Genomic DNA, 25606 nt, shown 5'->3' with positions numbered 1-25606 from the left:
ATAAATGAAGACTTATTTCCGTTTATTATCCTTTGCAAAACCAATAGAAAAATTCGCAATTCCTTATGTTATTGCTACTTTACTTTCTATTTTATTCGGAACATTAAACCTTACCTTGCTAGTGCCTCTATTCGAAACTTTGATTTCAAAAGGGGGTACTACACTGTCAGACGTTACAGACAAAGCAACTTCTGCATTCGATATAACAGCACAATTCAAAGATTTTGTTAACAATTCAATCATAACAAACGGCCGTTCAGAAACCTTGAACTATGTATGCATTGTTATTGTCATTTCGGTTTTATTATCAAATTTTTTCCGGTATTTTTCTCAAAGATACATGGAAGATCTTCGTGTACATACGTTGTTAAATCTTCGTAAAACAGTATTCAACAATGTAATGAATTTGCATGTTGGCTATTTTAATAATGAACGGAAAGGTGATATTATTTCAAAAGTGGCTTCAGATGTTCAAGTGGTTCAATTCACGGTAACCAATACACTGCAGGTTGTTTTTAAAGAACCATTAACCTTGATATTTTATGTTCTTGTACTATTATCTATTTCGGTTAAGCTTACTTTATTTTCTTTATTGGTAATTCCAGTTTCAGCTTTCATTATCAGTAAAATTGTTAAAAGAATTAAACAACAGGCTAAGGAAGCGCATGAATCTTTTGCCAAGATGATTGGTTTTTTGGATGAAGCCTTAAGCGGAATAAAAATTATTAAAGCATTTAACTCAACCGAACGGGTAAAGGAAAAATTTCAGGATGAGAACGTCTTCTACTCAAATTTGAATAGAAAGATGGTTAGAAGACAGCAATTAGGATCTCCGGTTTCAGAGTTTCTGGGCGTTTTGATGGTTTCATTGATTGTTTGGTACGGTGGTAATTTAATAATAAGTGATAGCCCAGACGCACTTTCAACCAGTCAGTTTATCGCCTACATTGCAATTTTCTCACAGGTAATGCGCCCGGCTAAAGCATTGACTGATTCATTTAGTGGAATTCATTCTGGAATTGCTGCCGGAGAAAGAGTTTTAGATTTAATCGATACTAAGCCCGAATTGCTGGATAAACCTGGCGCAAGCACAGCAACAGGATTTGGAAAGGGTTTAAGCATTAACAATGTATCATTTAGCTACGGCGAAAAACAAATATTGAACAATATCAATATCGATATTGAAAAAGGAAAAACCATCGCATTAGTTGGCCCTTCAGGTGGCGGAAAAAGTACATTGATGGATTTAATTCCACGTTTTCATGACCCTAAATCGGGTTCAATTAAAATTGATGGCGTTGATTATAAAGATTTAAAAGTTGAAAGTATCAGGGCCCAAATGGGAATCGTTAATCAGGAATCTTTTCTATTTAACGACACCATTTTTAATAACATTGCTTTTGCCAAACCCAATGCCACAGAGGAAGAAGTGATTGCCGCAGCTAAAATTGCCAATGCACATGAGTTCATCCTAAATACTGAATACGGCTACCAGTCATCAGTTGGAGATCGAGGAAATAAATTATCTGGCGGACAAAAGCAACGTGTTTGCATTGCAAGAGCAGTATTGGCCAATCCACCGATCATGTTATTAGATGAAGCTACTTCTGCGCTTGATACGGAATCAGAGAAATTGGTTCAGGAAGCTTTAAATAACCTGATGAAAAACCGCACTTCAATTGTGATCGCCCATCGTTTAAGCACCATTCAACATGCCGATAAAATTATTGTAATTGATAAAGGCGAAGTGGTAGAAACTGGCAGTCATAGCGAATTAATGTATAAGAATGGTTTATACAAGCGGTTGATCGATATGCAGGCTTTTACAGATTAAAGATTTTGTTCCAAAATCGATTCGAGTTTTAGAGTTTGTTCACTGGCATTAAAACTCTTTGCATACTGCTTAATATAACCTTGATCGTATGATTCATAATTTTTTTCTATTTTTTCCATCGCTTTTGCCAATTCAATAAACGAGAGCTGGTTTACCACGATACCAATTTTCTCATTTACATATTCTTCAATTCCTCCTGAATTAAAGCCAGCTATTGGTTTACCAAGATGTGCTGCTTCTTGCATTACCAAAGGAAAAGAATCTTGTCGTGACAGTAATAGGAAAGCTTTACCTAAATTAAAATAATCGTAATAATTGGTTGATTTCCTGCCTACAAAAAATAATCTATCTTTAAATGCAATCTTGCCCGCTATTTTTGCATAAGCAGTTGTGCCAGAATCTTCAATACCACCGATCCAAATAATTTTGTGGTTGGACTTTAGTACTTTTAATAAAGGTATTACAAAGTCAACTCCCTTAATGGCATTAACACTACCTGCCATTACCCAAATAAAGTCGTTAGCAGAAAAATTAAATTCGTTACTGATTTTATCGTTGCTAAGAGAAATAACCCGGTCATCTACAAAGCTGTTTAATAACTTAACATTAGTATGCCCCATATCTTCCAAATTTTGGCAAACTACTTTAGAACATCCGATACATAGATCCGATTTCAGTAAATTTTCTATGGTTTTTTCTTTAACCATATCATAATACAACGGCATTTCGTGTACATGCGAAATAATTTTTATACCAAGTTTTACTGCAACTGCATAGGCATCTCTATTAACAATCGTATTGATATACCAATAATCGGCTCTAACTTTATTCTGTATTTTACGCAGTTGAAATTCTACAGGATTTATATTTACAGCATACAACAATAATCTAAACAGTCGGAAAAGATAATTTTTATGCTTCTTGTAACCTATAAAGTATTTAATATATTTTGGAAGATCATTTAGTAGGGAACCATCATTCCGGGTAAATAAGTAGGGTTGGAATTTCTTGGTATTTAAATTTTCCAGGATGTAGAGCAATTGCATTTCCGATCCGGTCCTACCAAAAAAAGGGGTAATAAACAATATTTTTTTTGGCGCTATCGCCCCTTCTTTTTTTGAAAAATCTTTACTCATTTCATTCCTTTTTTTGACAGGTTAAAGATGCAAAAATCTATCCCATCTTTTATAAGCATATTAACTCTTAAATTATCTTATTTTTACAAGCGATAAATTTAGCACATGAGTGACCGTAAAAAAATCCTTGTTACTGTATTAATGCCTGTTTTTAATAGTGAACTTTTTGTAGCGGAAGCCATCCAAAGTATTTTAAAACAATCTTATCAAGACTTTGATTTTTTAATTATCAATGATGGCAGCACGGACAACTCTGACATTATAATCAGTTCTTTTTCTGATAACCGCATAAAATATATAAACAATAAAACAAACAAGGGTATAGTTAGCACCTTAAACGAAGGCCTAAAACTGTCCACAGGTAAATACATCGCAAGAATGGATGCTGATGATATTGCCTTACCTGATAGATTAGCAAAACAACTTGATTTTCTGATGGCAAATCCCAAATATAAATTATGCGGCAGTAGGGCCATTGCCATTGATGTTAATGGAAAAGAGATCAGTAAGTTAAACCGACCACTGCATACAGATCAATTAAAAGTATTTAATTTATTCCGTAATGCTTTTATTCATCCAACCATTATGGCCGATGCTGAAGCAATTAAAAAATTTGGTTATAATGAAGATTATAAATACGCAGAAGATTATTTATTGTTCTCTCAAATAACAATGAACTACCAGGTGGCTAACCTAAATGAACGTTTATTACTTTATCGAATACATGATGAAAGCATAACCTCCAAAAAGAAAGAGGAAATGATGCAAAGCGAAATGAAAACAATGGCTTATTTATTATCTTTTTTATTTAATGAGGTTGATCAAAAAAACCTGCTTATACACCATTCGATTTTAAGGCCTCAGCATACAACTTTTTCTCTACAAGAAGTAGAAAGCCACCTTATTAATATCTCAACAGCCAATAAAGAAAAACAGATATTCGATCAAAAGATATTAGACAAACAGCTTCAAAAAGATTGGTATAATTATCTATTAAAGTCAAATAATAAATTTACACTTGGCAAGTTCCTATCATCAACGTTATTTCGCATTAGAAATTTAAATCTAAAACAAGTTATCAAACTATTGTTAAAGTAATTAATCATGGAGCCACTTATTTCTATAGCACTATGCACCTATAATGGCGCTAATTATTTACCGCAACAACTTGATAGTATTTTAAATCAGACGTATAAAAACATAGAACTGATCGTAGTTGATGATGGTTCTACCGATGGAACCAAAGAAATTTTAGAGGAGTATGCTAATCAGTACAAAGAAATCAAATTGTATTTTAATGAAAGGAATATTGGTTTCAATTCTAATTTCGAAAGAGCCATTTCACTTTGTTCAGGAAAATTTATCGCTATCAGTGATCAGGATGATATCTGGAAAAAAAATAAGCTTGAATTGTTACATGAGAATATAACAGATAACTGGTTGATTTTTTCAAACTCTTCATTTATTGATGAGACTGGGAAAATTATTAATGGACAGATACTGGACAAAAACTTTTCTCTAGATGGCAAAGATTTTAAAAGTTTATTGTTTTCAAATTTTGTAACTGGCCATACAGCATTATTTTCAAAAGAATTCATACCATTTCTATTACCTATTCCACATCAAGGTTTTTATGATTGGTGGATGGGTTTTGTAGCCATTTATCATAAAAAAATAACATATCTGAATCAAGTATTAACATTCCATCGAATTCATTCCAGCTCAGTAATGTATAGGGATGAAACTGCTAAAACAACACAAGGAAGAGATGAGCGGTATAAAGAAATAATAGATAATTTGGCCATAACAAAAAATTATAAGAATCTTTGCAAAAACGATGAGATTCTAATTTACAAGTTATTTAAAGCATACAGTCGATTAAATTTTTTGGATAAAATATTTTTAATTAGAATATTTTTCAATAATTATCCAGTACTGTTTCCTGATCTAAAGCCCAGAAATGGCCTTAGCAGATTGAATTATGCATTGAAACTAGTAAGAAAAACCTATTAATTATTAAATGAAAGTTTATAAGTGGATTGATAAATTTAATACGAAGAACAACAGGAAAATTATTACCAAATATAATCTGGGAATTTCTTCTGGTCATAAGTCTGCGTATTTTTATTTAAATCCAAAATTTTATTTAAAATATTTATTAAGGTTATTACTGGTCTTATTATCAGCCATTACATTCCATAAAAAATCCTACCAGACATTTTATAAACTTGTATCAGAAAAATACTCCCCTTTTTATCTGGCTAAAGGCTTTAATTTTGTACAAAATAAATTCTTTGATATACTAAGCACACTTTTTGGCTATAGATATTTTATTTCTGAAGCCATCTTGCCTCTTTTACCTGAAGATAAGATTTTAATAAAACAGATAAGCTTTATTGCTAACAATAATCCTCTTGTTAGCATCGTGATACCTGTTTTTAATAACTTGGCATACACCTATAATTGCTTATTGGCATTATCGAATAATGTTCCACCCTCCCTTTCTTATGAGGTCATTATTGTTGATGATTGCTCATCCGATGCTACAGAAACTTTCTTCAGATCAAACTCGCGTGGAATAAATTACATCAGAAATGATATTAACAGTGGTTTTTTAATCTCTTCAAATATTGGCGCTGATAAAGCACTAGGTAAATATGTATGTTTTTTAAACAACGATACTCAAGTAAGTATTAATTGGCTTCAAAATTTATTGCTGCCATTTACCGATGAACATGTTGGTTTAGTTGGAAGTAAACTTATTTATGCAAACGGCTTTCTACAAGAGGCAGGAGGTTTTGTTTTTTCGGATGCAAATGCTGCAAATTATGGCAACAACCATGATCCAGAGCATCCTCTTTACAATTTTATCAGAGAAGTAGATTATTGTTCAGGTGCAAGCATTTTAATTAAAAATACAGATTTACAAAAACTAAATTATTTTGATAGGCGATACATTCCGGCATACTATGAAGATACTGATCTCTGTCTATCCGTTAAACATGTGCTTAATAAGAAAGTAATATATCAGCCTTTATCGGAATTGATTCATTTTGAAGGAATAAGTTCAGGTAGAGACATTGAGAAACATCCAGTAAAAAGGTTTCAAGCAATAAACAAAGATAAGTTTGCTCAAAAGTGGCGTAATCATTTGGTTAACTATCCTCAGTTAAATGATATATCATCAGCCCTCGCTATAAATCAAAAAAATAAAACCATTCTGATAATTGACGACACCATACCAGAAGCAGATAAAGATTCTGGTTCTGTAAGGCTGGTACATATTATCGAAATACTTATATCCCTAAATTACCATGTAATTTTTGTGCCGAATGATGGACTCAAAAAAAATGGTTATTTCGAAAAGCTGACAAATATTGGGGTAGAAGTTTTATATCGTTTCCCCAACCGGAACAGCATGATCAATCTGCTGCTGAATAAGTTAGATCTGATAGATGTAGCTTGGATCTGTAAACCTCAAAACAACAAAGAATTTGAATTCTTGTTTAGTTACAACTCAAAGATGAAATGGATATACGACACTATAGATTTGCACTTTGTACGTGAAGAGCGGGAGGCAGCTTTACTAAATGATGCAAAAATAAAACAAAGTGCCAGTGAAACCAAAGAACAAGAACTGGCATTTGCAAAAGCTGCAGATATAACAATTGCAATTACAACCGATGAAAAAGAAATACTGCAGCACTATGGGATAAAAAAAACAGTAGTGATTCCTAATATTCACATTGCACAGGAGAATAAGCATTTTGTGCCTTTTGAAGAAAGATCTGGTTTAATTTTTATTGGCGGTTATGCTCATAAACCGAACATCGATGCTGTTATTTATCTTTCAAATGAAATAATGCCACTAGTTTGGTTGAAAAATCCCACCATTAAATTAACGTTATTGGGAAGTAATCCCAGTAAAGAAGTGATGGACTTAGCTTCAGAAAAAATTGAGGTTACTGGATATGTTGAGGATGTATCAGGTTATTTCAATAATAGTCGGGTATTTGTAGCTCCACTAAGATTTGGTGCAGGCATGAAAGGTAAAATTGGTCAAAGTCTCAGCTTCGCTTTACCTATAGTTACATCCGAAATAGGTGCTGAAGGCATTGGTTTGGTTCAGGGGCGAGATTACTTACTTGCAGCTACTGCAGATGAATTTGCTTCGCATATTTTAAGACTTTATGAAGATAAAACACTTTGGAACGACATATCAAATGCTTCTAAAGAACTTATCAAAAGTTATCATCCAGATCGCATTAAACCTGTAATAAATTCTATCTTGTCTTAATCAATTTATACAAAAATTTAAAATACCCAACAATTCCTATTTTATTTTGGTTATAAAAAGTCTTCAAAATATCTTTTCGCTCTTGTGATGTGAATTTTTTATTATTAATCATCTCTTTTAAAAAACGTTTAAGAGATAACGATTCTATCCTGGCCATTTCCTCTGCTTCGTAACCCTCATAGTTTAAAGGGAGGATTTTATGATGTTTATTCTGCACTTTGATTATTTGCCTTAACCACTCATCGTCAAAGTTGCCATCAGAAGCATGCGAGATAAGAATATCATAACTGACTAATACCTCATAATGTTGCCCAACTGCTAGTGAATAGTCAATGTCATAACCATGAAAACCGGACAATAAGTGATCATCAAATTTAATGGTTTGAGCAATTTGCCTTGTTGTACAAAACCAAACTCCATCAATGCATGTTACCTTACTTAATCTTTCTTTTCTAGGATTGAAATATTCATGTTTTTCTTCCTTATTCTTATATCTAGAACCCTGGATGATATTTAGTCTCCATGTGGTGGTTCCAAATTCATACGGAGGAAACCAACCTGATGGTACAGAAGATCTATAGGTACTTCCGGCAATCCCCAATAAACCTACGTTCTCGTCAAAAAAAACTTTTAAAACCGTTTTGCCCCAGTCATTGGTTTTTATTATAATATCTTCATGTAAAAAGCATAATAAGGAATATTTAGCTAATGTTGCACCTTTATTATAAACGGAACAAATACCTTTGTCCGAATTTAAATTATCAATTGCGATAACTTCATGTTCCACACCAATTGTTGAGCTGATGTTTTGTTTTACAAGTTCCAGGGCATTTTGATCTATCGAACAAATTATCACACTAATCATAAATTAACATCGCTTAACAAAATTGAAACAAGAAAGATATATAAATAAATATGCCAAATTTCGTAAAATTGCAGCAAATGACTACTAAAAACATAACTAAAAATTACGACTTTATCGATACAATGAGATTCATAGCCATGATTGGAATTGTAATGGAACACAGCTCTCCTTTCTTAGGCCTCAAGTTAAATACACTACATGATCAAATTATACAAACAGTAGCACTCCAATTTATTAAGTTTGGTACTATTGTTTTCTTCATTCTGGCCGGATTTCTAATCGGTGATAAATTTAATGAATACACCACTAAACAATATCTTGGCAGAAGGCTGCGCACTACTTTCAAACCATGGATTTTTTGGGTTACTATTTTTATTATACTCTTTTATATTGATGAATGTGTTAGGTATTTCAAAGGTTCAGATTCGCTTGGTTTTACAGATCCTATTGCATATCTACTGGATAGAATCCATTTTATTGTGGTACAAACAAGTTTTTGGTTTATTATCAATTTTATGTTATGTATAACCATTCTATTGGTATTTAGAAAATACATGTATAAAATAACTTTTGGAGTGATATTAGGGATATTGTCACTATTTTATTCAGTAAATCTTTATTACGATTGGATTCCGACTGGGCATACAACCGCATTATTGGGTTTTGTCTTTTATTTGTGGCTGGGCGTTATTTTGCACAAATACTTTAATGAATTTATATCCTGGATTAATAAGCAATCTTTTCTATTAATTGCTGGAGCGGTATTAATTACCTTCGTTATCTCCTGTGCAGAAACAATTAATTTAATTCAGCTAGGATCTAACGATTCAGGCAATACATTGAGATTTTCTAATATAATCTTCTCTCTTGTATCATTTCTTTTCCTTTATAAATATTGTAACTTCTCTGTAATTGAAAAATTAAAACCAAGATCAATGACCTTTGGTATTCATTTACTTCATCATATTTTGATTATTATCTTTCTGCCCATGCTCTTAAGACCAATGAAAATTGTATATGCTCATCAAAGTGCCTGGAGTTTGTTTTTCTTACAGTTTGCCATTTTTATATTGATTTATGCCACAACATATGCAATTGTGTACTTTATAGGTAAATCAGAAAAATGGAAATGGACTGTTGGACAATAGTTTTAACTTTGGTAACCGGAAGATAAATAGACACCATAATAAGATAATTGTCGTTTACAGTTTCAGGCAGTTTCTACTTGTTTGCTTACGATATCGCCTACTTCGATATTTATGAATTATAACCGAATAACCGCTACACTTTCGTCTTTACTGATTTCCTTACCAACACAGCTTAATGAAAAATCTGGATATGCCGCCACAAATTTCTTGTATTTACTTGGCTTAAACTGTACATCGCTATATTTTACTTCATAGGCCTTTCCACTGCCTAAACTTTCTTCTACAACAAAATCCACCTCATTACCATCAGCAGTGCGCCAAAAATGCAAATGATCCGTACCATACAGCTGCCTTAACCTACAATACGTATAGTTTTCTAATAATGCACCTTTGTCTGCCCTATCGTTTAGTTTAGAAAAGTTATTTAACAATGTGTTACGTAAACCATTATCATTAAAATAAACCTTCGACATTTTGGTTAATTCTTTCCGCACATTTCCATAAAAAGGAGAAAGCAATTGTACAATGAAAGTTTTTTGCATTAAATAAATATAGTTCTCTATTGTAGAGCTGGCCATCTGCAGGGTATTTGCCAGCTCATGGTGATTAACCAGATTGCCTGTTTGATCAGCTAATAACCTTGCTAATTGAAAAAATTTCAACTCTTCTTTAATGCCTGCTTCTAAAGCATCTTTTTTCATATAGCTATTTACGAGCTCCCTAAGCATTTCTTGTTTTTCTTGTTCAGTATCTGCTAAAACAACGGCCGGATAACCACCATAAACTAAATATTCATCAAACAAAGTATTTATACGGTTACGTTGGGTCCCTTGATAAGTGGCTCTCTTTATCATTTGCCTCCATTCTGCAATTAAATCATCTTCACCTTTAAAATGCAGGAATTCATCAAAAGCCAGAGGGAAAAATTCAAATACTTTTTTTCTTCCAGCCAAACTATCTTTAAAACTTTTATCAATATAAAACGCGCTGCTGCCCGTTGCAATAACTTTTAATTTTGGCGAATACTTATCGTATAAAAGCTTTAAAAAGTTACTGGGATCTTTTGCATACTGAACTTCATCTATAATAAGATACAGCCTTTTATCTGCAGGAATATCGGTAGGTAATAAGGTATAATTAAAAATATTTTCCGGATGATTATTTACAGTCTCCAAAATAGCAGGATCTTCAAAAGTTAGAAAATAAACTAATTCATTATCCCGGCTTAACTGCTCTGCCAATTGCTTAACAAGTGTGGTTTTTCCGATTTGCCTTGGCCCTATAACTATGGTGTGCTGTGTTTTTTTTAAATGATCCGTTAAGGATTGTAATGCCGCTGATCTTTCCATATCAATAAGTATTAAACACTAATATCGATATTTTTAAGATACGAACACAATATTATCCGATATTTTTAATATTACACATTAAAAATATCGGATATTTTTAAGTTTAATATTTAAGCCCACAAAAAAAGTGGCCTGTTTTAGGGGCCACTTTAAATTTTATAATCAGGTAGAAATATTACAGTTTCCTTGCAACTTCTACTTGCTCGTAAGCTTCCACGATATCGCCAACTTCGATGTTGTTGAAGTTTTGAATGTTCAAACCACACTCATAACCTTTCGATACTTCTTTTACATCATCTTTAAAGCGTTTAAGGGAGGCAAGTTCACCTGTGTAAACCACCACTCCATCTCTAACGATACGGATTTTGCTGTTACGGGTAATCTTACCATCCAATACCATACAACCTGCAATGGTACCAACTTTAGTGATTTTGAAAGTTTCACGAATCTCTACGTTAGCCACGATTTTCTCTTCAAATTCCGGATCTAGCATACCCTCCATAGCCGATTTAATCTCATTGATTGCATCGTAAATGATAGAATATAAACGGATATCAATTTGTTCAGCTTCAGCCAATTTACGTGCACCTGTTGATGGACGAACCTGGAAACCAATAATGATCGCATCAGAAGCAGAAGCCAGCAACACATCAGATTCTGAAATCTGACCCACACCTTTGCTAATCACATTGATTTGGATCTGCTCGGTAGATAGTTTCAATAATGAATCTGATAATGCCTCGATTGAACCATCCACATCACCTTTAACAATAATGTTAAGCTCTTTAAAGTTACCAATGGCCAAACGACGACCAATCTCATCCAATGTGATATGTTTCTGTGTACGCAAACCTTGCTCACGCTGTAATTGCATACGTTTGTTTGCAATATCACGGGCTTCAGTTTCACTTTCTAAAGCGTTGAAACGGTCACCCGCTGTAGGCGCACCCTGCATACCCAAAACCTGAACTGGTTGTGATGGACCTGCAGAATCAACCTTAGCACCACGTTCGTTTGTTAACGCTTTTACACGCCCGCTATAACTACCTGCTAAAATTGGATCTCCAACTTTTAATGTACCCGCCTGAACCAGTACTGTAGTTACAATACCCCGGCCTTTATCTAATGCAGCTTCAATTACCGTACCTGTAGCTCTTTTATTCGGATTAGCTTTCAGTTCTAATAATTCAGCCTCTAATAATACTTTATCTAAAAGTAAATCTACATTTAAGCCGCTTTTGCTTGAAATTTCCTGAGATTGATATTTACCACCCCAGTCTTCAACCAAGATGTTCATCGTTGATAATTGCTCACGAACTTTATCTGCGTTTGCTCCTGGCTTATCTACTTTAGTGAAAGCAAATACCAATGGTACACCTGCAGCTTGTGCGTGATTAATTGCTTCTTTTGTTTGAGGCATCACTGCATCATCCGCAGCAATAACAATAATGGCAATATCGGCCGCCTTAGCACCACGGGCACGCATCGCTGTAAAGGCTTCGTGACCTGGTGTATCTAAGAATGTTACTTTTTTGCCCGAAGAAGTAGTTACCATGTAGGCACCAATGTGCTGTGTGATACCACCCGCCTCGCCAGCAACCACATTGGCTTTACGGATATAATCCAGCAATGAAGTTTTACCGTGATCGACGTGACCCATAATCGTAACAACCGGAGCTCTTTCGATTAAATCTTCTGCTGCATCTTCTTCCTCAATTACATTATCCTCTTCTTCATCTGGTTTTACGAATTGAATTTCGTATCCAAACTCATCAGCAACAATGGTTAAGGTTTCAGCATCTAAACGCTGGTTAATGGAAACGAACATACCTAAGCTCATACAAGTACCAATAATTTTGGTAACTGGTACATCCATCATGTTCGCTAATTCATTAGCCGTAACGAATTCTGTTACTTTTAATATTTTCGATTGAGATTCAAGCTCATTTGCTGCTTCTTCAGCATTGAATGCAACATCATCACGTTTTTGACGACGTAACTTAGCACGTTGAGCAAATTTACCAGACTTACCAGCTCCGCTTAAACGGGCAAGTGTTGCCTTGATCTGATCTTGAATTTCTTTCTCAGTAGGTTCTTCTTTAGGTCCGCTTGGTGTAGCATTTCTATTTTGGAAACCTGGTCTGTTGTTATTTCTATTTCCCTGGTAAGGAGTTCCGCCTTGTCCGGCCGGGCGATTACCCTGATAAGGGGTACCTCCACCTGGTCGGTTACCTTGGTAAGGCTGACGAGGTTGTCCTGGTGCACCACCCTGACCCTGACCTGCAGGATTTTGTCCTTGCTGACTCTGACCACCACCGTGTTGACCTGGTTGCCCCGGAGCTCCAGGAGTTTTTTTACGTTTACGCTTACGTTTAGCAGCTTCACTATCACTAGATGATGCTACAGGACCGTTTCTTCTATCCGGAGTTGTTGGTAAAACAATTTTACCAATAATATTCGGACCAGTTAATTTTACTGTACGTGCTTTTATAACCTCAGGCTCAGTGCTTGTTGGTTTCGTTTCTGCAGGTTTTTCTTCTGCTTTAGGTTGTTCAACTGGCTTAACAGGCTCTGGTGCTTTTGTTACAACAGGTGCTGCCGGCGCAGGCGTTTCCTCTTTTTTAACCTCAACAGGCTTAACTTCAACCTTTGGTTGTTCAACTGGTTTAGCAGGCTCTTCTACTTTCGCTGCTGGTGCAGGCGTAGCTGGCTCTTCTTCTTTTTTAACCGGACGTGTTTTTGAGTTAAGATCATTCAGATCGATCTTTCCTACAATTTTAACACCTGGCAAGCTGCTTTCTTCAGCTTTATCTTCTGCCTTAGTTGCTGCAACCGATTCTGCTGCCGCAGGGGCCGGAGTTTCTACCTTAGGTGTTTCAACAACCTTTGGTTTCTCTACCGGTGGAGTAAACGTTTGAGCATTCTTAATCAGAATCTCATCGTTTTTCTCAAAGTCGGTGTTTTTCTTCGGCGCTTCTACTGGCTTTTCAGTCTCAGGCTCGTCACGACGTATTTTACCAATCACTATTTGTTTGGCTTCTTCTCTTACGATCTTATCTCCCTGATACTCTTTCAATAAGGCATTATACATGTCTCCCGTAAGTTTAAACATAGGGCTCTTCTCGGCAGAGAATCCCTTTTTGTTTAAAAACTCAACGGCCGTACCCATGCCTATATTAAGTTCTTTAATAGCTTTAATTAAAATGATTGGTTTGTCGTCTGACATTTAGCTCCTGTTATTTTTTCTTTATTAATACAAAAGTAGTGTTTATTTGGCAATTACACCACTTATTCAAATTCTGACTGTAAAATCTGAACCACTTCTTTAATGGTTTCTTCTTCTAAGTCGGTGCGTTTTACCAAATCCTCTACTGAAAGTGCTAATACACTCTTAGCAGTATCGCAACCGATAGCCTTTAATTCATCAATGATCCAGCTATCAATCTCATCTGAGAATTCTTCCAGATCCACATCCTCGTCACTTTCTTCTCCAGCTTCGCGATACACATCAATTTCATAACCGGTTAATTTACCAGCTAATTTAATGTTGTGTCCGCCACGTCCAATGGCCAATGAAACCTGATCTGGTTTTAAGTAAACCGATGCATGTTTAGTTTCATCATCCAATTTAATAGATGTGATTTTTGCCGGGCTTAAAGCACGGGTAATGTATAATGAAATGTTGTTTGTGAAGTTAATCACATCAATATTTTCGTTTTTCAATTCGCGAACGATACCATGGATACGAGATCCTTTCATCCCAACGCAAGCACCAACCGGATCAATACGATCATCGTAAGATTCTACAGCCACTTTAGCACGTTCTCCTGGCTCACGAACGATTTTCTTAACCGTAATTAAACCATCAAAAATCTCTGGAACCTCCAGCTCAAACAAGCGTTGTAAAAACTCAGGCGCTGTTCTTGAGATGATAATTTTTGGATTCGCATTGATCATTTCCACTTTAGAAATCACTGCTCTCACAGAATCGCCTTTTTTGAAATAATCAGCAGGAATTTGCTCTGTTTTAGGCATTAAAAGCTCGTTACCTTCATCATCTAAAACCAAAGTTTCTTTTTTCCAAACCTGGTAAACCTCGCCAGTGATAATTTCACCAACGCGATCTTTATATTTTTTGAAGATTTCGTCTTTCTCTAATTCCAACACTTTAGAAACCAAAGTTTGGCGGGCTGCTAAAATCGCTCTGCGACCGAAACTTTCTAAAGTGATTTGCTCAATATAATCATCGCCAACTTCTAAGCTTGGGTCAATTTTATGTACATCAGCAAGTTCGATCTCTAAATCATCATCCTCAGAAAACCCATCCTCCATTACTCTTCTCGTTCTCCAGATCTCTAAATCCCCGTTATCAGGATTCACAATTACGTCACAGTTTTCGTCTGTTCCGTACTTTTTACGCAACATACTACGGAAAACTTCTTCCAACACACTGATCACTGTTGGGCGATCTATATTTTTAAAATCCTTAAACTCCTGGAAAGAGTCGATCAAATTAATTGTTGTAGTACTCATTTTTTACCATGATTAAATAGATTAGTAAGATTACAAGATAATCTCGTTTTTGCTCATTAATCGTATTACTTAAAACTTATTAATACACTTGTTTCTAATATATTATTAAACGGCACTTCTGTTTGTACAGTAACCGCTTTTTTCCCTTTTTCTTTAACCGATTCTTCAATCAGCAGGTTATTTTCTGTAACCGATAAAAGTTTACCTTCTTTTTTTTGCCCGTCGTTTAACTTAATACTTACGGTTCTGCCAATGTTTTTATTGTATTGGCGGATTAATTTTAAAGGTACACCAACACCTGGCGAAGAAACTTCTAAATTATAAGCTTGCTCAATTACGTTTTCTTCTTCTAAATGAAAACCAACATGCCTGCTTATGGCTACACAATCCTGTATGCTAATCCCTTCGTCGCCATCAACATGAATAATTAATTTATTGTTTGGCAACATTTTCACTTCAACCAAAAACAGTTCTGGCCGATCTGCGATTTTCTCCTCAACGAGGTCTGCAACTCTCTTTTCTACCTGCATATTTTAACCTGATTTCATAGAAAAAGGGGACATTGTCCCCTTCTCTTTTCTTCGATTACGATGCAAATGTAGGAATTTTTTATGAAAAATCAAACACCTGTATTAATTATTATGCTGATTATTACCGTTTAAGTATTTGTCGTTGTGGTTGTAAGTTATATTTTACTTTACCGGTTATTAATTTACCAGCTGTCGCAAATTGAACATTGATAAAACTTTCTACCACATAGGTATTATCTTTTCTAAACGGCTGATCAGGATTAAAAACCAGTGAATCTCCTGAAATTTTAATTTTTCCGGGAACCAGAATTTCATCCTGCAAACTATCTAATTCGCCAGGCTGAACCAGCACACTGACCAGGCTATTGGAATCGGGATTGGCCAGATATGAATTTCTAACCTGCAGCAAGCTTGTCTCATCAAAATTTTTAATTATAATTGATGAACTATCCCTTGAAAACTTAATGATTGGTTTGTTGTTTGTATTTGAACATGCTAACGCAAAAGTTGCAATTGCAAACAAAGCCGAATATTTAAAAAAGCATTTAAACATTTTACAAAAATAAACATTATGAGATTAATTATTGAGATCCTTTTAATGGGACTGGCCTTTTTTATCGGGGCAAAACTGGTACCTGGAGTTGAAGTTTCAGGCTACACCAGTGCACTTATTGCAGCTATTCTGATTGCACTTGCAAACGCAACCATTGGCTTTATTTTAAGACTACTCACTTTCCCGATCAATTTTTTAACCTTGGGTCTGGTATCTTTTATTATCACTGTTTTGATGATCTTACTGGTAGACAGTATGATGACTTCTTTCAACACTTCAGGCTTTTTAGCTGCTGCCTTCTTAGCCATTATTGTTGCATTGATCAAAGCTATTTTTGGTGCCATTGCAGGGGAGAAGGAATAATTCAGTTAACAGTTGGCAGTTTTCAGTTGCCAGACTGCCAACTATAAACTGCCAACTGAAAATTGTAAATTGCCAACTGAAAACTACCTAATAATTTCTCTCGAAATAACCATCTTTTGTATTTCTGAGGTTCCCTCGTAAATTTGAGTGATTTTTGCATCACGCATCAACCGCTCTACATGATACTCTTTCACAAAACCATATCCACCATGTACCTGAACGGCCTCTATAGTCACATCCATTGCCACTTTTGATGCATATAGTTTCGCCATCGAGCCAGCCTGTGTATAGGGCAAGCCCTGATCTTTCAACCAGGCGGCTTTATAAACCAACAACCTCGCGGCTTCGATTTGAGTAGCCATATCGGCCAATTTAAAAGCAATTGCCTGGTGTTCAGAAATTGGTTTTCCGAATGATTTGCGCTCTTTAGCATATTGCGTGGCGAGCTCGAAAGCCCCCTGAGCAATCCCCAAAGCCTGTGCTGCAATACCGATTCTACCACCTTCTAAAGTTTTCATAGCGAATTTAAATCCAAAACCATCCTCTCCAATTCTATTTTCTTTTGGAACTTTAACATCATTAAACATTAAAGAATGGGTATCAGAACCACGAATACCCAATTTATTTTCTTTCGGGCCAACAGTAAAACCTTCCATTCCTTTTTCTACAATAAAGGCATTGATTCCTTTATGCCTTAATTCGGGATGAGTTTGTGCAATAACTAAATATGTTGATGCTGTGCTCCCGTTGGTAATCCAGTTTTTGGTTCCATTCAGCAGATAATAATCGCCTTTATCTTCTGCTGTTGTACGTTGAGAAGTGGCATCAGAGCCAGCTTCTGGCTCTGATAGACAGAATGCCCCTATTTTTTCTCCTGAAGCAAGCGGCTTTAAATATTTTTCTTTTTGCTCTTCGGTTCCGTAGGCCTCTAATCCATAGCAAACCAAAGAATTGTTAACAGATACGACAACAGATGCCGAAGCATCTATTTTGGAAAGCTCTTCCATTACCAAAACGTAAGAAATTGCATCTAGTCCGCTTCCATTGTATTTTTCGTTTACCATCATTCCCAGAAAACCAAGTTCTCCAAGTTTTTTAACCTGTTCGGCTGGAAATTTCTGGTGCTCATCTCGTTCAATTACGCCAGGCTTTAATTCTTGCTGTGCAAAATCGCGGGCAGCCTGCTGTATCATTAATTGTTCTTCACTTAATTCAAAATGCATAACATTTATGTATAAAAGGTTAGTAAACCAAATGTAGCATTTCAAATTGAAATTACTATGGTTGCATAGTAATTTATTTCTTTAATACTTTGTATTTGGCATTTTATTGCTTTGTTCTTTTACAGGTGATGACGTAGAAATACTGATCATAACCTTATCGTAACAAGCATTTTTATCAACATCTCTTTTTTCCTCACTATTTGATACCGTACTAATTGAAGATGCAGGTATTCCGTTATTGACCAAATAGGCTTTAACTGCATTTGCAAAATCTTTGGCCTGTATCAAGTTCTGCATATCTGTTTTTTCAGTATTGCTAAAACCACGGAGTGAAATATTGGAATTCGGGCTATCCATCAATTTTTTGGTTAATTGATCTAATATCCTTTGCGATTCGGATGACACCACTTTTTGTCCATCATTAAAATATATAGTGGCACCATTATCTGTTATTGAAGATTTGCATGTAGTTGGATCCTGTAAGTTCTTCAGCCAAATTTTAATGATGTTTTTATCTTTTTCTGGTAAACTCAGTTGCAGTTTTTTAGTGGTCATTGTTCCTAAGGTTGAGTTACGTACAATTTTAAGTAAAGCGATTGCCTCATCCTTTTTACTGTCATCGTAATACCTTACTTCATTGCCCCAATCAAACTCGCCTTGAATGTTTTGTTCTACTTTGTAGCCTGATTTCTGTAAATTTCTTTGTAAAGTATTTGCAATGGTTTTCTGTGTTAAGTCGTTGTATTGAATATTAACTATTGTTGGCAACGATTTTTTTACCACCCAAACTTCAATTTGGTTTTCTAATGTCGATTTTGTTTTGGCAACCTTAATATCCTGCCCGAAAAACAATGATGCTTCGATCGAAACACTCATCGCCCGATCTTTATCGGCATCCAGCGTATATCGTATTTCACTTTTTGTTGTTAATTCCCGATCCAGTGTTTCATTGACCAAATATTTGGCATTCATTAGTTTTTTCTGAAATAATGCCATACTATCCTTCATTTCTTCGGGGTAATAACGAAGATATATCGCACTGTTTATAGGTTGAGGTTTGCTGCAAGCCCCTAAAACCCTCAACTTGATTCGCCTGCCTGTAATTTTTAATAAAGAAGATGCTTCGGTGCCTTTTGCTGAAACGAATGTAAAATTCAGTTCCTGTCCTTTCACTTTCTCCAGGTTATTGAGTGGTATGGAATCTTTATCGTCAATTACCATATCGATGATTTTATCGTCTCCCATACCAACGACCAGTCTTGATGGATTAAACACTCTATAGCAACTATCTTTCTCAAAAACAATACTCCAATCCTTAATAACTTGTGATTTCGTATCAACAAGCATTGAAAAATTTGGTTTCACAAACCCAACAATAGTGAGTGAGATAAAAAGCACACTGAACAAAATGAGCGTCTGAAACAAGTTCCTTTTTATTTTATTCTTAATCGTTTCATCAGATACTATACCCAGCTTTTGATTACTATATAATTTAAGATTATCAACTTTATTATTTTTGGTTTGGAGTGTGTTTTCCCAGGCATCAGCCTTTTTATCAGGATCAATGCCTTTCAGATAAACATTTAAAGGAATATCTCTAAGTTTTTCCTGGTTATATAGTTTTAAAAACTCTTTTTCGGCCGTTTCATAAGTCGCATATCGTTTTGGATTGTGGCTGTATAAAACGAATTTGTTAATGATCAACTGCAGATTTTTTTCGTTACTGGAGAAAGAGCCAATTTCAACTTCAGCATCGTCTTCTAATAGTTGAATTATAGCTTCTCTGGCTGTTATTTCATGTTCAATTTTTAAACGCTTAAGCAATTCCAATCTAATTCTGGAAGGAAAAACACCCTTTTGTACCCAATCTATTCTGCAAATTTTAAGTAGATTTTCATAAGTAACCAGATTATCGCCCATAACATCACCGATGGATAAAATAATTTCCCAGGTAATTTTTGGATATAAAGCTGTTGCGGCCAACCATTGAAGTATTTCTTCATCACCAAGGTATTCCTCAACTTCCTCCAGATCTTCAAATTCTACAAACTTTGAACTGTATTTTTTTAGTGCGTTTAAACCTTTAACTGGTTGATATGCTCTTTTCAGTAAAACTCCAACCGCATTTAACAAACCGACATGATCTGCCGGCAACACATGAAAAAATGTAGCTAATGTTTTTTCTTCCAAAGACCAATCATTGGCAGGTTTTGGTGTAATCAATAAACGTGATGGCCAAAGTGAAAAGCCATTTTCGACCGCAGCATCCATTTCAGGGAAATTAGGATCGAGAAAATTATGTCCGTTGCCAAATACAATTAAAATAGACTGATGATATTGATTTTTCAAATAATTGATGTTTATCGCATCATCTATATGTTTTTTAAATACCTGAAGTGGGTTTTTATGATAATAATAAACATCTAAATCAACCAGGTTAGATGATAGCTGACTGACCAGATATTGAAAGAGTTTAACTTCGACACTTTTTTCATTGGTTTTATCAATCAAAATAAGGTAATTGCGTTTCGAGCTTTTATTTTGGAGTACCGGCGTGAACATGCCCAGATTTCGAATCGTTGCCAGACTCGTTTTCTTCAGGTTTAAATAATATTGATCAGATTCTATTTTCCTTCTTAAATCAAAAGCCAGTTTAACTATTGGTTCTTTGCCTCCAATCAATTTATTTTTGTTATAAAAACTGATATCAAGAGGTGGTTGCTGGCCTCCAAAATCTGGTAGTTCAATATTTTTCAGGTAATGGGTTTCTTTTCCTTCGTAAATTTTCTTGAAAACACCAAACTGAGTGTTTTCATAAACTTTATACAAAGAGGGAATAAAATAGGTTAACACCAAGCAGATTAAGAAAAAACCTATCACACCAAATAACCAGTAAAACAATTTCCTGAGTTGTTGAGTTACTTCCGGTGTAATATTTCCGGTTTGGCTATTTAAAACGGAGAATTGGTTTCTTTCATTTACATTAACTTCAAGTTGCCCGTAGCTATCGTGAGGGCAAAACTGACCCTGATATCTGCAACTTACCTGATAAACTTTTGCAGAGTCAAATCTGTATTGAAGGCCATCATTTTTACCCATCACTTCTTTTCCATCAACTTTCCATACAAGAGATCTGTTTTGAGGGTTTTCTACTTTAAATTCAGTGTTTTCTCCTTTATAAACCGGATCATCATTTTTTATAACAGGCAATTGATCGCAAACAAGAATAGAATCTTGAAATACTCGAGAGGTTCCGTTTGGATTTGAAATGGTGACATTGATTTTTTTCTTTCCGGGCTCTCTGAAAGCATAATTAATAACCGGCTTATTTTTAATCAGTGTATCTTGTAAATTCCAGGTTGCTTTAATATTGGCAGAGTCTACATGTGAATCAAAGTATTTTTGAAATAAAGTTTGCTTAATGCTAAATTTCTTCTCAGATGAAAAGACATCTCGTAACGAGAAGTCAAGAGTATCTGCTATAGTGAAATGTTGATCATTAAAAAGCCGCTCCACTTTAATGTTTTCATTGGGAAGATACTTGGTTTTTGATACGGGGACAAAGAAGAATAAAGCCACTAACAAAATTAAAGCAAGAGGAAAGGCAATGATGATGAATCGCTTAATTTTTAGCCATTTTTGTTTGGCTATGGCTTTGGTTATTTTTTCTTTTTCAAGTAATTTTTGCTTTTGCTGACCTTCTTTTTCCTGAATAAAGGCATCAAATAAATGATAAAAATGCTTTTGTTCATCTGCATTTCTGCAAATAATAGCTGCTAATGCAAATTTCACACGATCGGCATCAACAGCTTTATCTTTAATTTCCTCAACTATTTGTGCCGCCACTACATAGTCGTCAATATCAATGGAAAATCCTTTCCCCTTTAATGCCGTGTAAAGGAACTCATCAATAAGATCAGCAGTTAAATATGATTCAGGTTGCGGCATTTGGATAATGAGGCTAAATATCAGCTCTTAAATCAGGGAATAGTTTGTTTAACTCATCCAAATCCTCTTTTTTCTTAATCAAACAAGAAAAAGAGTCTTTGCATTCTTTTGCGTTTTTATCAAGCAGGTGGTGCTCTTTCAGATAATTAATCCAATCAATACATTCAGATGTTGAAGGTTTCTTATCGATATTTTTTGCGCTGTATATTTTAAAAAACCATGATATTTTTTCATTTAATCCATCAAGCTCACTTTGAGAAAATTTAGATCCATCAATAGTCAGTTTTTTAGCAACAATGGCTTTCAATTCAGCTTCTGAAGGGAAATCGATGTAGTAAAACAGGCATCGTCTTAAAAATGCATCAGGCAGGTTTTTCTCATCATTACTGGTTAAAATGATCACCACATTTTCTTTTTCAGCATCGTTTAGTTTGATGGTTTTGTTAATTTCTTTGATTGAAAAAGACAGGTTTTCAATTTCATAAAGCAAATCATTAGGGAAATCTCTCGGCGCCTTATCAATTTCATCAATTAGCACAACCGATTTTGATTTTAAATCATCGGCCCCGATTTTCAGCTTTAATTTAGATTGTTGAATGATTTTACTCAATTCTTCATCATCTGCATGATTGTTTCCCTTTGCACAAAAAACCGCAAAACCTAAGGCAGTCAAAGTGATGTAATCTGCTGCAGTTTTTACTTCCCGATCAATTAATGAAGTATTGATATTCGCATCTCTGAAATGAGAAACGGCATCATATTCATAAAACAGATCGGCAAAAACAGATGTGGATTTCGTGTTAAATTGAAAAACGTTTTTATTAAAATCTTCAATGGTTTGATTGGCAACCCAATGGGCAAACTGGGTTTTTCCAACACCAGGTTTACCTGCCAGCAGCAACGGTCTCCCAAGAGAAATTGCCATTTCCAGCACCGATACTAAAGATTCTGAAGGCTGATAACTGCCAATATCCTGGGCTTTGGTTAGTTTTATTACTTTCATTGTATGAGAATTAATTTCTAGGTTCTGAATTATCTAATTCTTCTATCATTTTTTGCACTGCATGCTCCACTCTCGACATTTGGGTCGGCAAACTGTAATTAAGCTTATTTAAGGAATCGATCATTTTATCAACCAGGTCTTCCTGTACCTCAACATTTTCACTATAGAGTTCGGCCCATTTTTCAAAATCACTTCTGTTGATGCTTTTTAAAGCTGTATAATCCTGTATGTTAAACGCTTTCTTTATTTCGTTATAGAATAAGGTATCTTTTTCATCATCTATATCCAGATTAAAAACAAAATGTAAAAAAATACCTTTTTCATTGTTCTTGTTAAAATCGAACAACCTTAAAAACTCAATAATATTTGACACAAAAAACTGATCATCCAACTCCAGCTGTCCCACCAGCCTAAAAGGCAAAATCAGGTTGCAGGTATGATTACACCTCAGCAAATCGTAAAATGCATCCATGAAATCGGCCACCGATGGATAATTGCTTTCTAAAGTCAGTTTAGCATCAAAAACAGTATTGAATTCACTCAAAAATCTAATCAACCATTTATCCTTATCCTCTTCTGGATGAAAAACATTATTCAGATCGATATACCTAAAAGAGGTTGAAAGTTTCAAATCATCGCGGTTAAGGGTTTCATCTAACCTGAAATTATAGTAATTGGGTTGATCTCTTTTTTTTGCTTTATAAAAGAATAGCGTGCAGCTATTTTGCGCATAATTCTTAAGATTGGCCTTGAAATAGGCGATTGAGTTTTCCCTGTTAATTTTATATAGCTTTTTGGAGAGAAAGAACTGTTCCTTTAAAACAGGGTTGGCAATTAAATCCAAAATATCTCTTCGCTCAATATTGTTGTAAAATTTGTTCAATAGCTGATCTACATTATCAGCCACTTCTTCAAAATAATTCACATTGGTGAGCAGTTCATTAAATTGGGTTACACTCTCCTGATCGGCAATTGATTCGGCAGATATATTATCAGGCAGTTTATAAACATAGGTTTTAATATTTCCGTTTTTTGATACAATGAATTCTTCCCGCGTATAAATACCCACCCGGTTTGAATAAAAAAGCAACATGTAGTTGCATTCTGCTATAGAATCGTTATACTTATTTTGAGAACCACCTTCTTTATGATTATCAAAATCTTCACAAACAACTGTTTCGAAAAATATTCTGTCTTTGTAAATCTTGTTTTTGGAATCAAAGAACAACCTGATATAATCCCGTAAACCAGCAAACTTTATTGATGAAGAAATAAATATTTTGATTGTTTGGGCCATAACAGATTTGCTATAATATCATGTTCATCAGTCAGACGATTTTAAATGATTAGCCAAAAACTTTAACGAGCCTGCAATAAACCGTGCAATAATTACAGGTAAGGAATGTTTTTTTAACGATTGGGTTGAGCGAATGAAGTCGATTTAGCGTCATTAAATTAAAGATATAAAATTTGCAGGTAAAAATGCTCAACTTAACACAACATTGTGAATTTAAATTTTACAGATAAGAAGTAGATATACAACCATTTACAATGGCACAGGAATAGCCAGGATTATTATTAACCACACTACAACAAATGCTGAGGTATCTATTTTGGAAAGTTTCCATAACCAAAACGTAAGAATCGCATCTGTTCCATTTTGTCATATTTGTAAAGGTTATTTTGGCTAATATCTTGTTGTTAACCTAAGATTATTATTTTTGTTAAATGAACCTGAGTCAGCAAATTCTATTTTTCTTTAGTGCCTTAGGCGTATTTAATGGCTTTATCATTAGTGCATATTTATTATTCTTCAAAAAACCTAAATCTGCCAATACTTATTTTCTCGGGCTGCTGCTCTTATCGCTCTGCTTAAAAATCGGCAAATCTTTTATTTTTTATTTCTACCCGACCTTGCCCGGCATTTATATCCAGATTGGCATTTTAGGAAGCTCATTGGTTGGTCCATCTCTTTTTTATTTTATTAAATCGGCGTTTGGGCAAGATTCAAAAACTAAAGCTGTACAAAAAGGAACTTACCTGTTTTGGAGCCTGGCAATTGTAATAGCCAGTATCATTGCTCCTTACGATAATCAACCTGATATATGGGAAAATTATATCGGAAAAATAATTTCAATTCAATTTACCATTTATATTATACTATCTGCATGGTTGCTTAGAACTGTTTTTGCCAGGTTTTTTTCGCGAGACCAAAATATTTCTACAACAGAGATGTTATTGCTATCGGTGCTTATTGGCAATGTCGTTGTTCCTGCTGCATTTAAATTCTCCATCTTTTCGTTTTTTAATGGCTCCTGCATTAGTGGAGCTTTATTTTTCTCGCTTATCCTTTATCTAAATACTTTCTTATTTATTAGCAGACGGAAAACCAGCAATTTACTTTCGGGTAATCAGAATTTGAGACGTTACGCCAATAAAAAAATTGCAGAAGAGCAGGCACTGGCCTTAACAGAGAAACTCGTAAAAGTTATTTTGGAAGAAAAACTTTATAAAAACCCTGATCTTAAATTAAACGATCTGGCTAAAAAGATCAATATTTCAGGTCATCAGCTTTCACAATTACTGAATGATAACTTAGGTAAAAGTTTTGCTGCCTACATCAATGAATTTAGAATAAACGAAGCCTGCGAACTGATTATTAACAACAGAGGCATTAAGCTCGAAGCCATTGGATATGAGGTGGGCTTTAACTCTAAATCTACTTTTTATACCGCTTTTAAAAAGCATAAACAAACAACCCCCACACTTTACAAGGAACAATTATTCGTTGTTTCGTCAAACTAAGTTTTGTCTCGTTTTATAA

18 protein-coding genes are annotated in these 25606 nt (G+C 34.8%); 7 read left to right on the top strand and 11 right to left on the bottom strand.

Annotated elements, in window-relative coordinates; translation table 11 throughout:
- The first annotated feature begins 4 nt into the window (after window positions 1-4).
- The gene (locus DU508_RS19830; protein ID WP_115404512.1) at window positions 5-1834 is read left to right on the top strand and encodes an ABC transporter ATP-binding protein; all 1830 of its coding nucleotides are present in this window, start codon (window positions 5-7) and stop codon (window positions 1832-1834) included.
- Here the strand turns inward: DU508_RS19830 and DU508_RS19825 are convergent.
- The gene (locus tag DU508_RS19825) at window positions 1831-2970 is read right to left on the bottom strand and encodes a glycosyltransferase family 4 protein (RefSeq protein ID WP_115404511.1); all 1140 of its coding nucleotides are present in this window, start codon (window positions 2968-2970) and stop codon (window positions 1831-1833) included. The genes DU508_RS19830 and DU508_RS19825 overlap by 4 nt on opposite strands.
- A 105-nt stretch (window positions 2971-3075) precedes the next feature.
- Between DU508_RS19825 and DU508_RS19820 the strand changes: the two genes are divergently transcribed.
- From DU508_RS19820 to DU508_RS19810, 3 genes are read left to right on the top strand one after another with little or no spacing between them, the layout of a single operon-like run.
- Window positions 3076-4068: a glycosyltransferase family 2 protein gene (locus DU508_RS19820; RefSeq protein ID WP_115404510.1), complete on the top strand. Its 993-nt coding sequence runs from the start codon at window positions 3076-3078 to the stop codon at window positions 4066-4068.
- A 6-nt stretch (window positions 4069-4074) separates the two neighbouring features.
- Complete coding sequence (locus DU508_RS19815) at window positions 4075-4983, top strand: glycosyltransferase family 2 protein (RefSeq protein WP_115404509.1); 909 nt, start codon at window positions 4075-4077, stop codon at window positions 4981-4983.
- A gap of 7 nt (window positions 4984-4990) precedes the next feature.
- The gene (locus DU508_RS19810; protein WP_115404508.1) at window positions 4991-7267 is read left to right on the top strand and encodes a glycosyltransferase; all 2277 of its coding nucleotides are present in this window, start codon (window positions 4991-4993) and stop codon (window positions 7265-7267) included.
- Here the strand turns inward: DU508_RS19810 and DU508_RS19805 are convergent.
- Window positions 7254-8132: a glycosyltransferase gene (locus DU508_RS19805; RefSeq protein ID WP_115404507.1), complete on the bottom strand. Its 879-nt coding sequence runs from the start codon at window positions 8130-8132 to the stop codon at window positions 7254-7256. The genes DU508_RS19810 and DU508_RS19805 overlap by 14 nt on opposite strands.
- A gap of 77 nt (window positions 8133-8209) precedes the next feature.
- Between DU508_RS19805 and DU508_RS19800 the strand changes: the two genes are divergently transcribed.
- Window positions 8210-9280 carry an acyltransferase family protein gene (locus tag DU508_RS19800; protein WP_158542218.1) on the top strand — a complete coding sequence of 357 codons (1071 nt, stop codon included), beginning with the start codon at window positions 8210-8212 and terminating at the stop codon, window positions 9278-9280.
- A gap of 116 nt (window positions 9281-9396) precedes the next feature.
- Here DU508_RS19800 and DU508_RS19795 read toward each other — a convergent pair whose 3' ends face one another.
- The 5 genes from DU508_RS19795 to DU508_RS19775 all read right to left on the bottom strand — a co-directional run bounded on the left by DU508_RS19795 (window position 9397) and on the right by DU508_RS19775 (window position 16215).
- Window positions 9397-10629 (bottom strand): ATP-binding protein, encoded by a 1233-nt coding sequence (locus DU508_RS19795; RefSeq protein WP_115404505.1) that lies wholly within the window; start codon window positions 10627-10629, stop codon window positions 9397-9399.
- 175 nt (window positions 10630-10804) lie between these two features.
- The gene (gene infB / locus DU508_RS19790; protein WP_115404504.1) at window positions 10805-13855 is read right to left on the bottom strand and encodes a translation initiation factor IF-2; all 3051 of its coding nucleotides are present in this window, start codon (window positions 13853-13855) and stop codon (window positions 10805-10807) included.
- 62 nt (window positions 13856-13917) lie between these two features.
- A complete protein-coding gene (gene nusA / locus DU508_RS19785) occupies window positions 13918-15162 on the bottom strand; it encodes a transcription termination factor NusA (protein ID WP_115404503.1) in 1245 nt (414 codons plus the stop codon).
- Window positions 15163-15227: 65 nt separating this feature from the next.
- Window positions 15228-15692 (bottom strand): ribosome assembly cofactor RimP, encoded by a 465-nt coding sequence (gene rimP / locus DU508_RS19780; RefSeq protein ID WP_115404502.1) that lies wholly within the window; start codon window positions 15690-15692, stop codon window positions 15228-15230.
- Window positions 15693-15813: 121 nt separating this feature from the next.
- Entirely contained in the window at window positions 15814-16215 is a 402-nt protein-coding gene (locus DU508_RS19775; RefSeq protein ID WP_158542217.1) for a hypothetical protein, read from the bottom strand.
- A 48-nt stretch (window positions 16216-16263) separates the two neighbouring features.
- On the opposite strand from DU508_RS19775, the gene DU508_RS19770 reads away from it, so the two are divergent.
- Window positions 16264-16608, top strand: a complete 345-nt coding sequence (locus DU508_RS19770; RefSeq protein ID WP_115404500.1) for a phage holin family protein — start codon at window positions 16264-16266, stop codon at window positions 16606-16608.
- A gap of 83 nt (window positions 16609-16691) precedes the next feature.
- Here the strand turns inward: DU508_RS19770 and DU508_RS19765 are convergent, their stop codons facing one another.
- From DU508_RS19765 to DU508_RS19750, 4 genes are all read right to left on the bottom strand, one after another.
- Complete coding sequence (locus DU508_RS19765) at window positions 16692-17831, bottom strand: acyl-CoA dehydrogenase (RefSeq protein ID WP_115404499.1); 1140 nt, start codon at window positions 17829-17831, stop codon at window positions 16692-16694.
- A gap of 81 nt (window positions 17832-17912) precedes the next feature.
- On the bottom strand, window positions 17913-21779 hold the full coding sequence (locus DU508_RS19760) for an OmpA family protein (RefSeq protein WP_115404498.1): 3867 nt from the start codon (window positions 21777-21779) through the stop codon (window positions 17913-17915).
- Between the two features lie 13 nt (window positions 21780-21792).
- Window positions 21793-22782: an AAA family ATPase gene (locus DU508_RS19755; protein WP_115404497.1), complete on the bottom strand. Its 990-nt coding sequence runs from the start codon at window positions 22780-22782 to the stop codon at window positions 21793-21795.
- A gap of 10 nt (window positions 22783-22792) precedes the next feature.
- Window positions 22793-24079: a hypothetical protein gene (locus tag DU508_RS19750; RefSeq protein ID WP_115404496.1), complete on the bottom strand. Its 1287-nt coding sequence runs from the start codon at window positions 24077-24079 to the stop codon at window positions 22793-22795.
- 431 nt (window positions 24080-24510) lie between these two features.
- Between DU508_RS19750 and DU508_RS19745 the strand changes: the two genes are divergently transcribed.
- Window positions 24511-25587: a helix-turn-helix domain-containing protein gene (locus DU508_RS19745; RefSeq protein WP_115404495.1), complete on the top strand. Its 1077-nt coding sequence runs from the start codon at window positions 24511-24513 to the stop codon at window positions 25585-25587.
- Window positions 25588-25606: the final 19 nt, after the last annotated feature.

The organism is Pedobacter chinensis (assembly GCF_003339865.1).
GTDB classification, from domain to species: domain Bacteria; phylum Bacteroidota; class Bacteroidia; order Sphingobacteriales; family Sphingobacteriaceae; genus Pedobacter; species Pedobacter chinensis.
The sequence above is the reverse complement of the archived record's forward strand: the minus strand, read 5'-3'. Positions and strand labels throughout refer to the sequence as shown.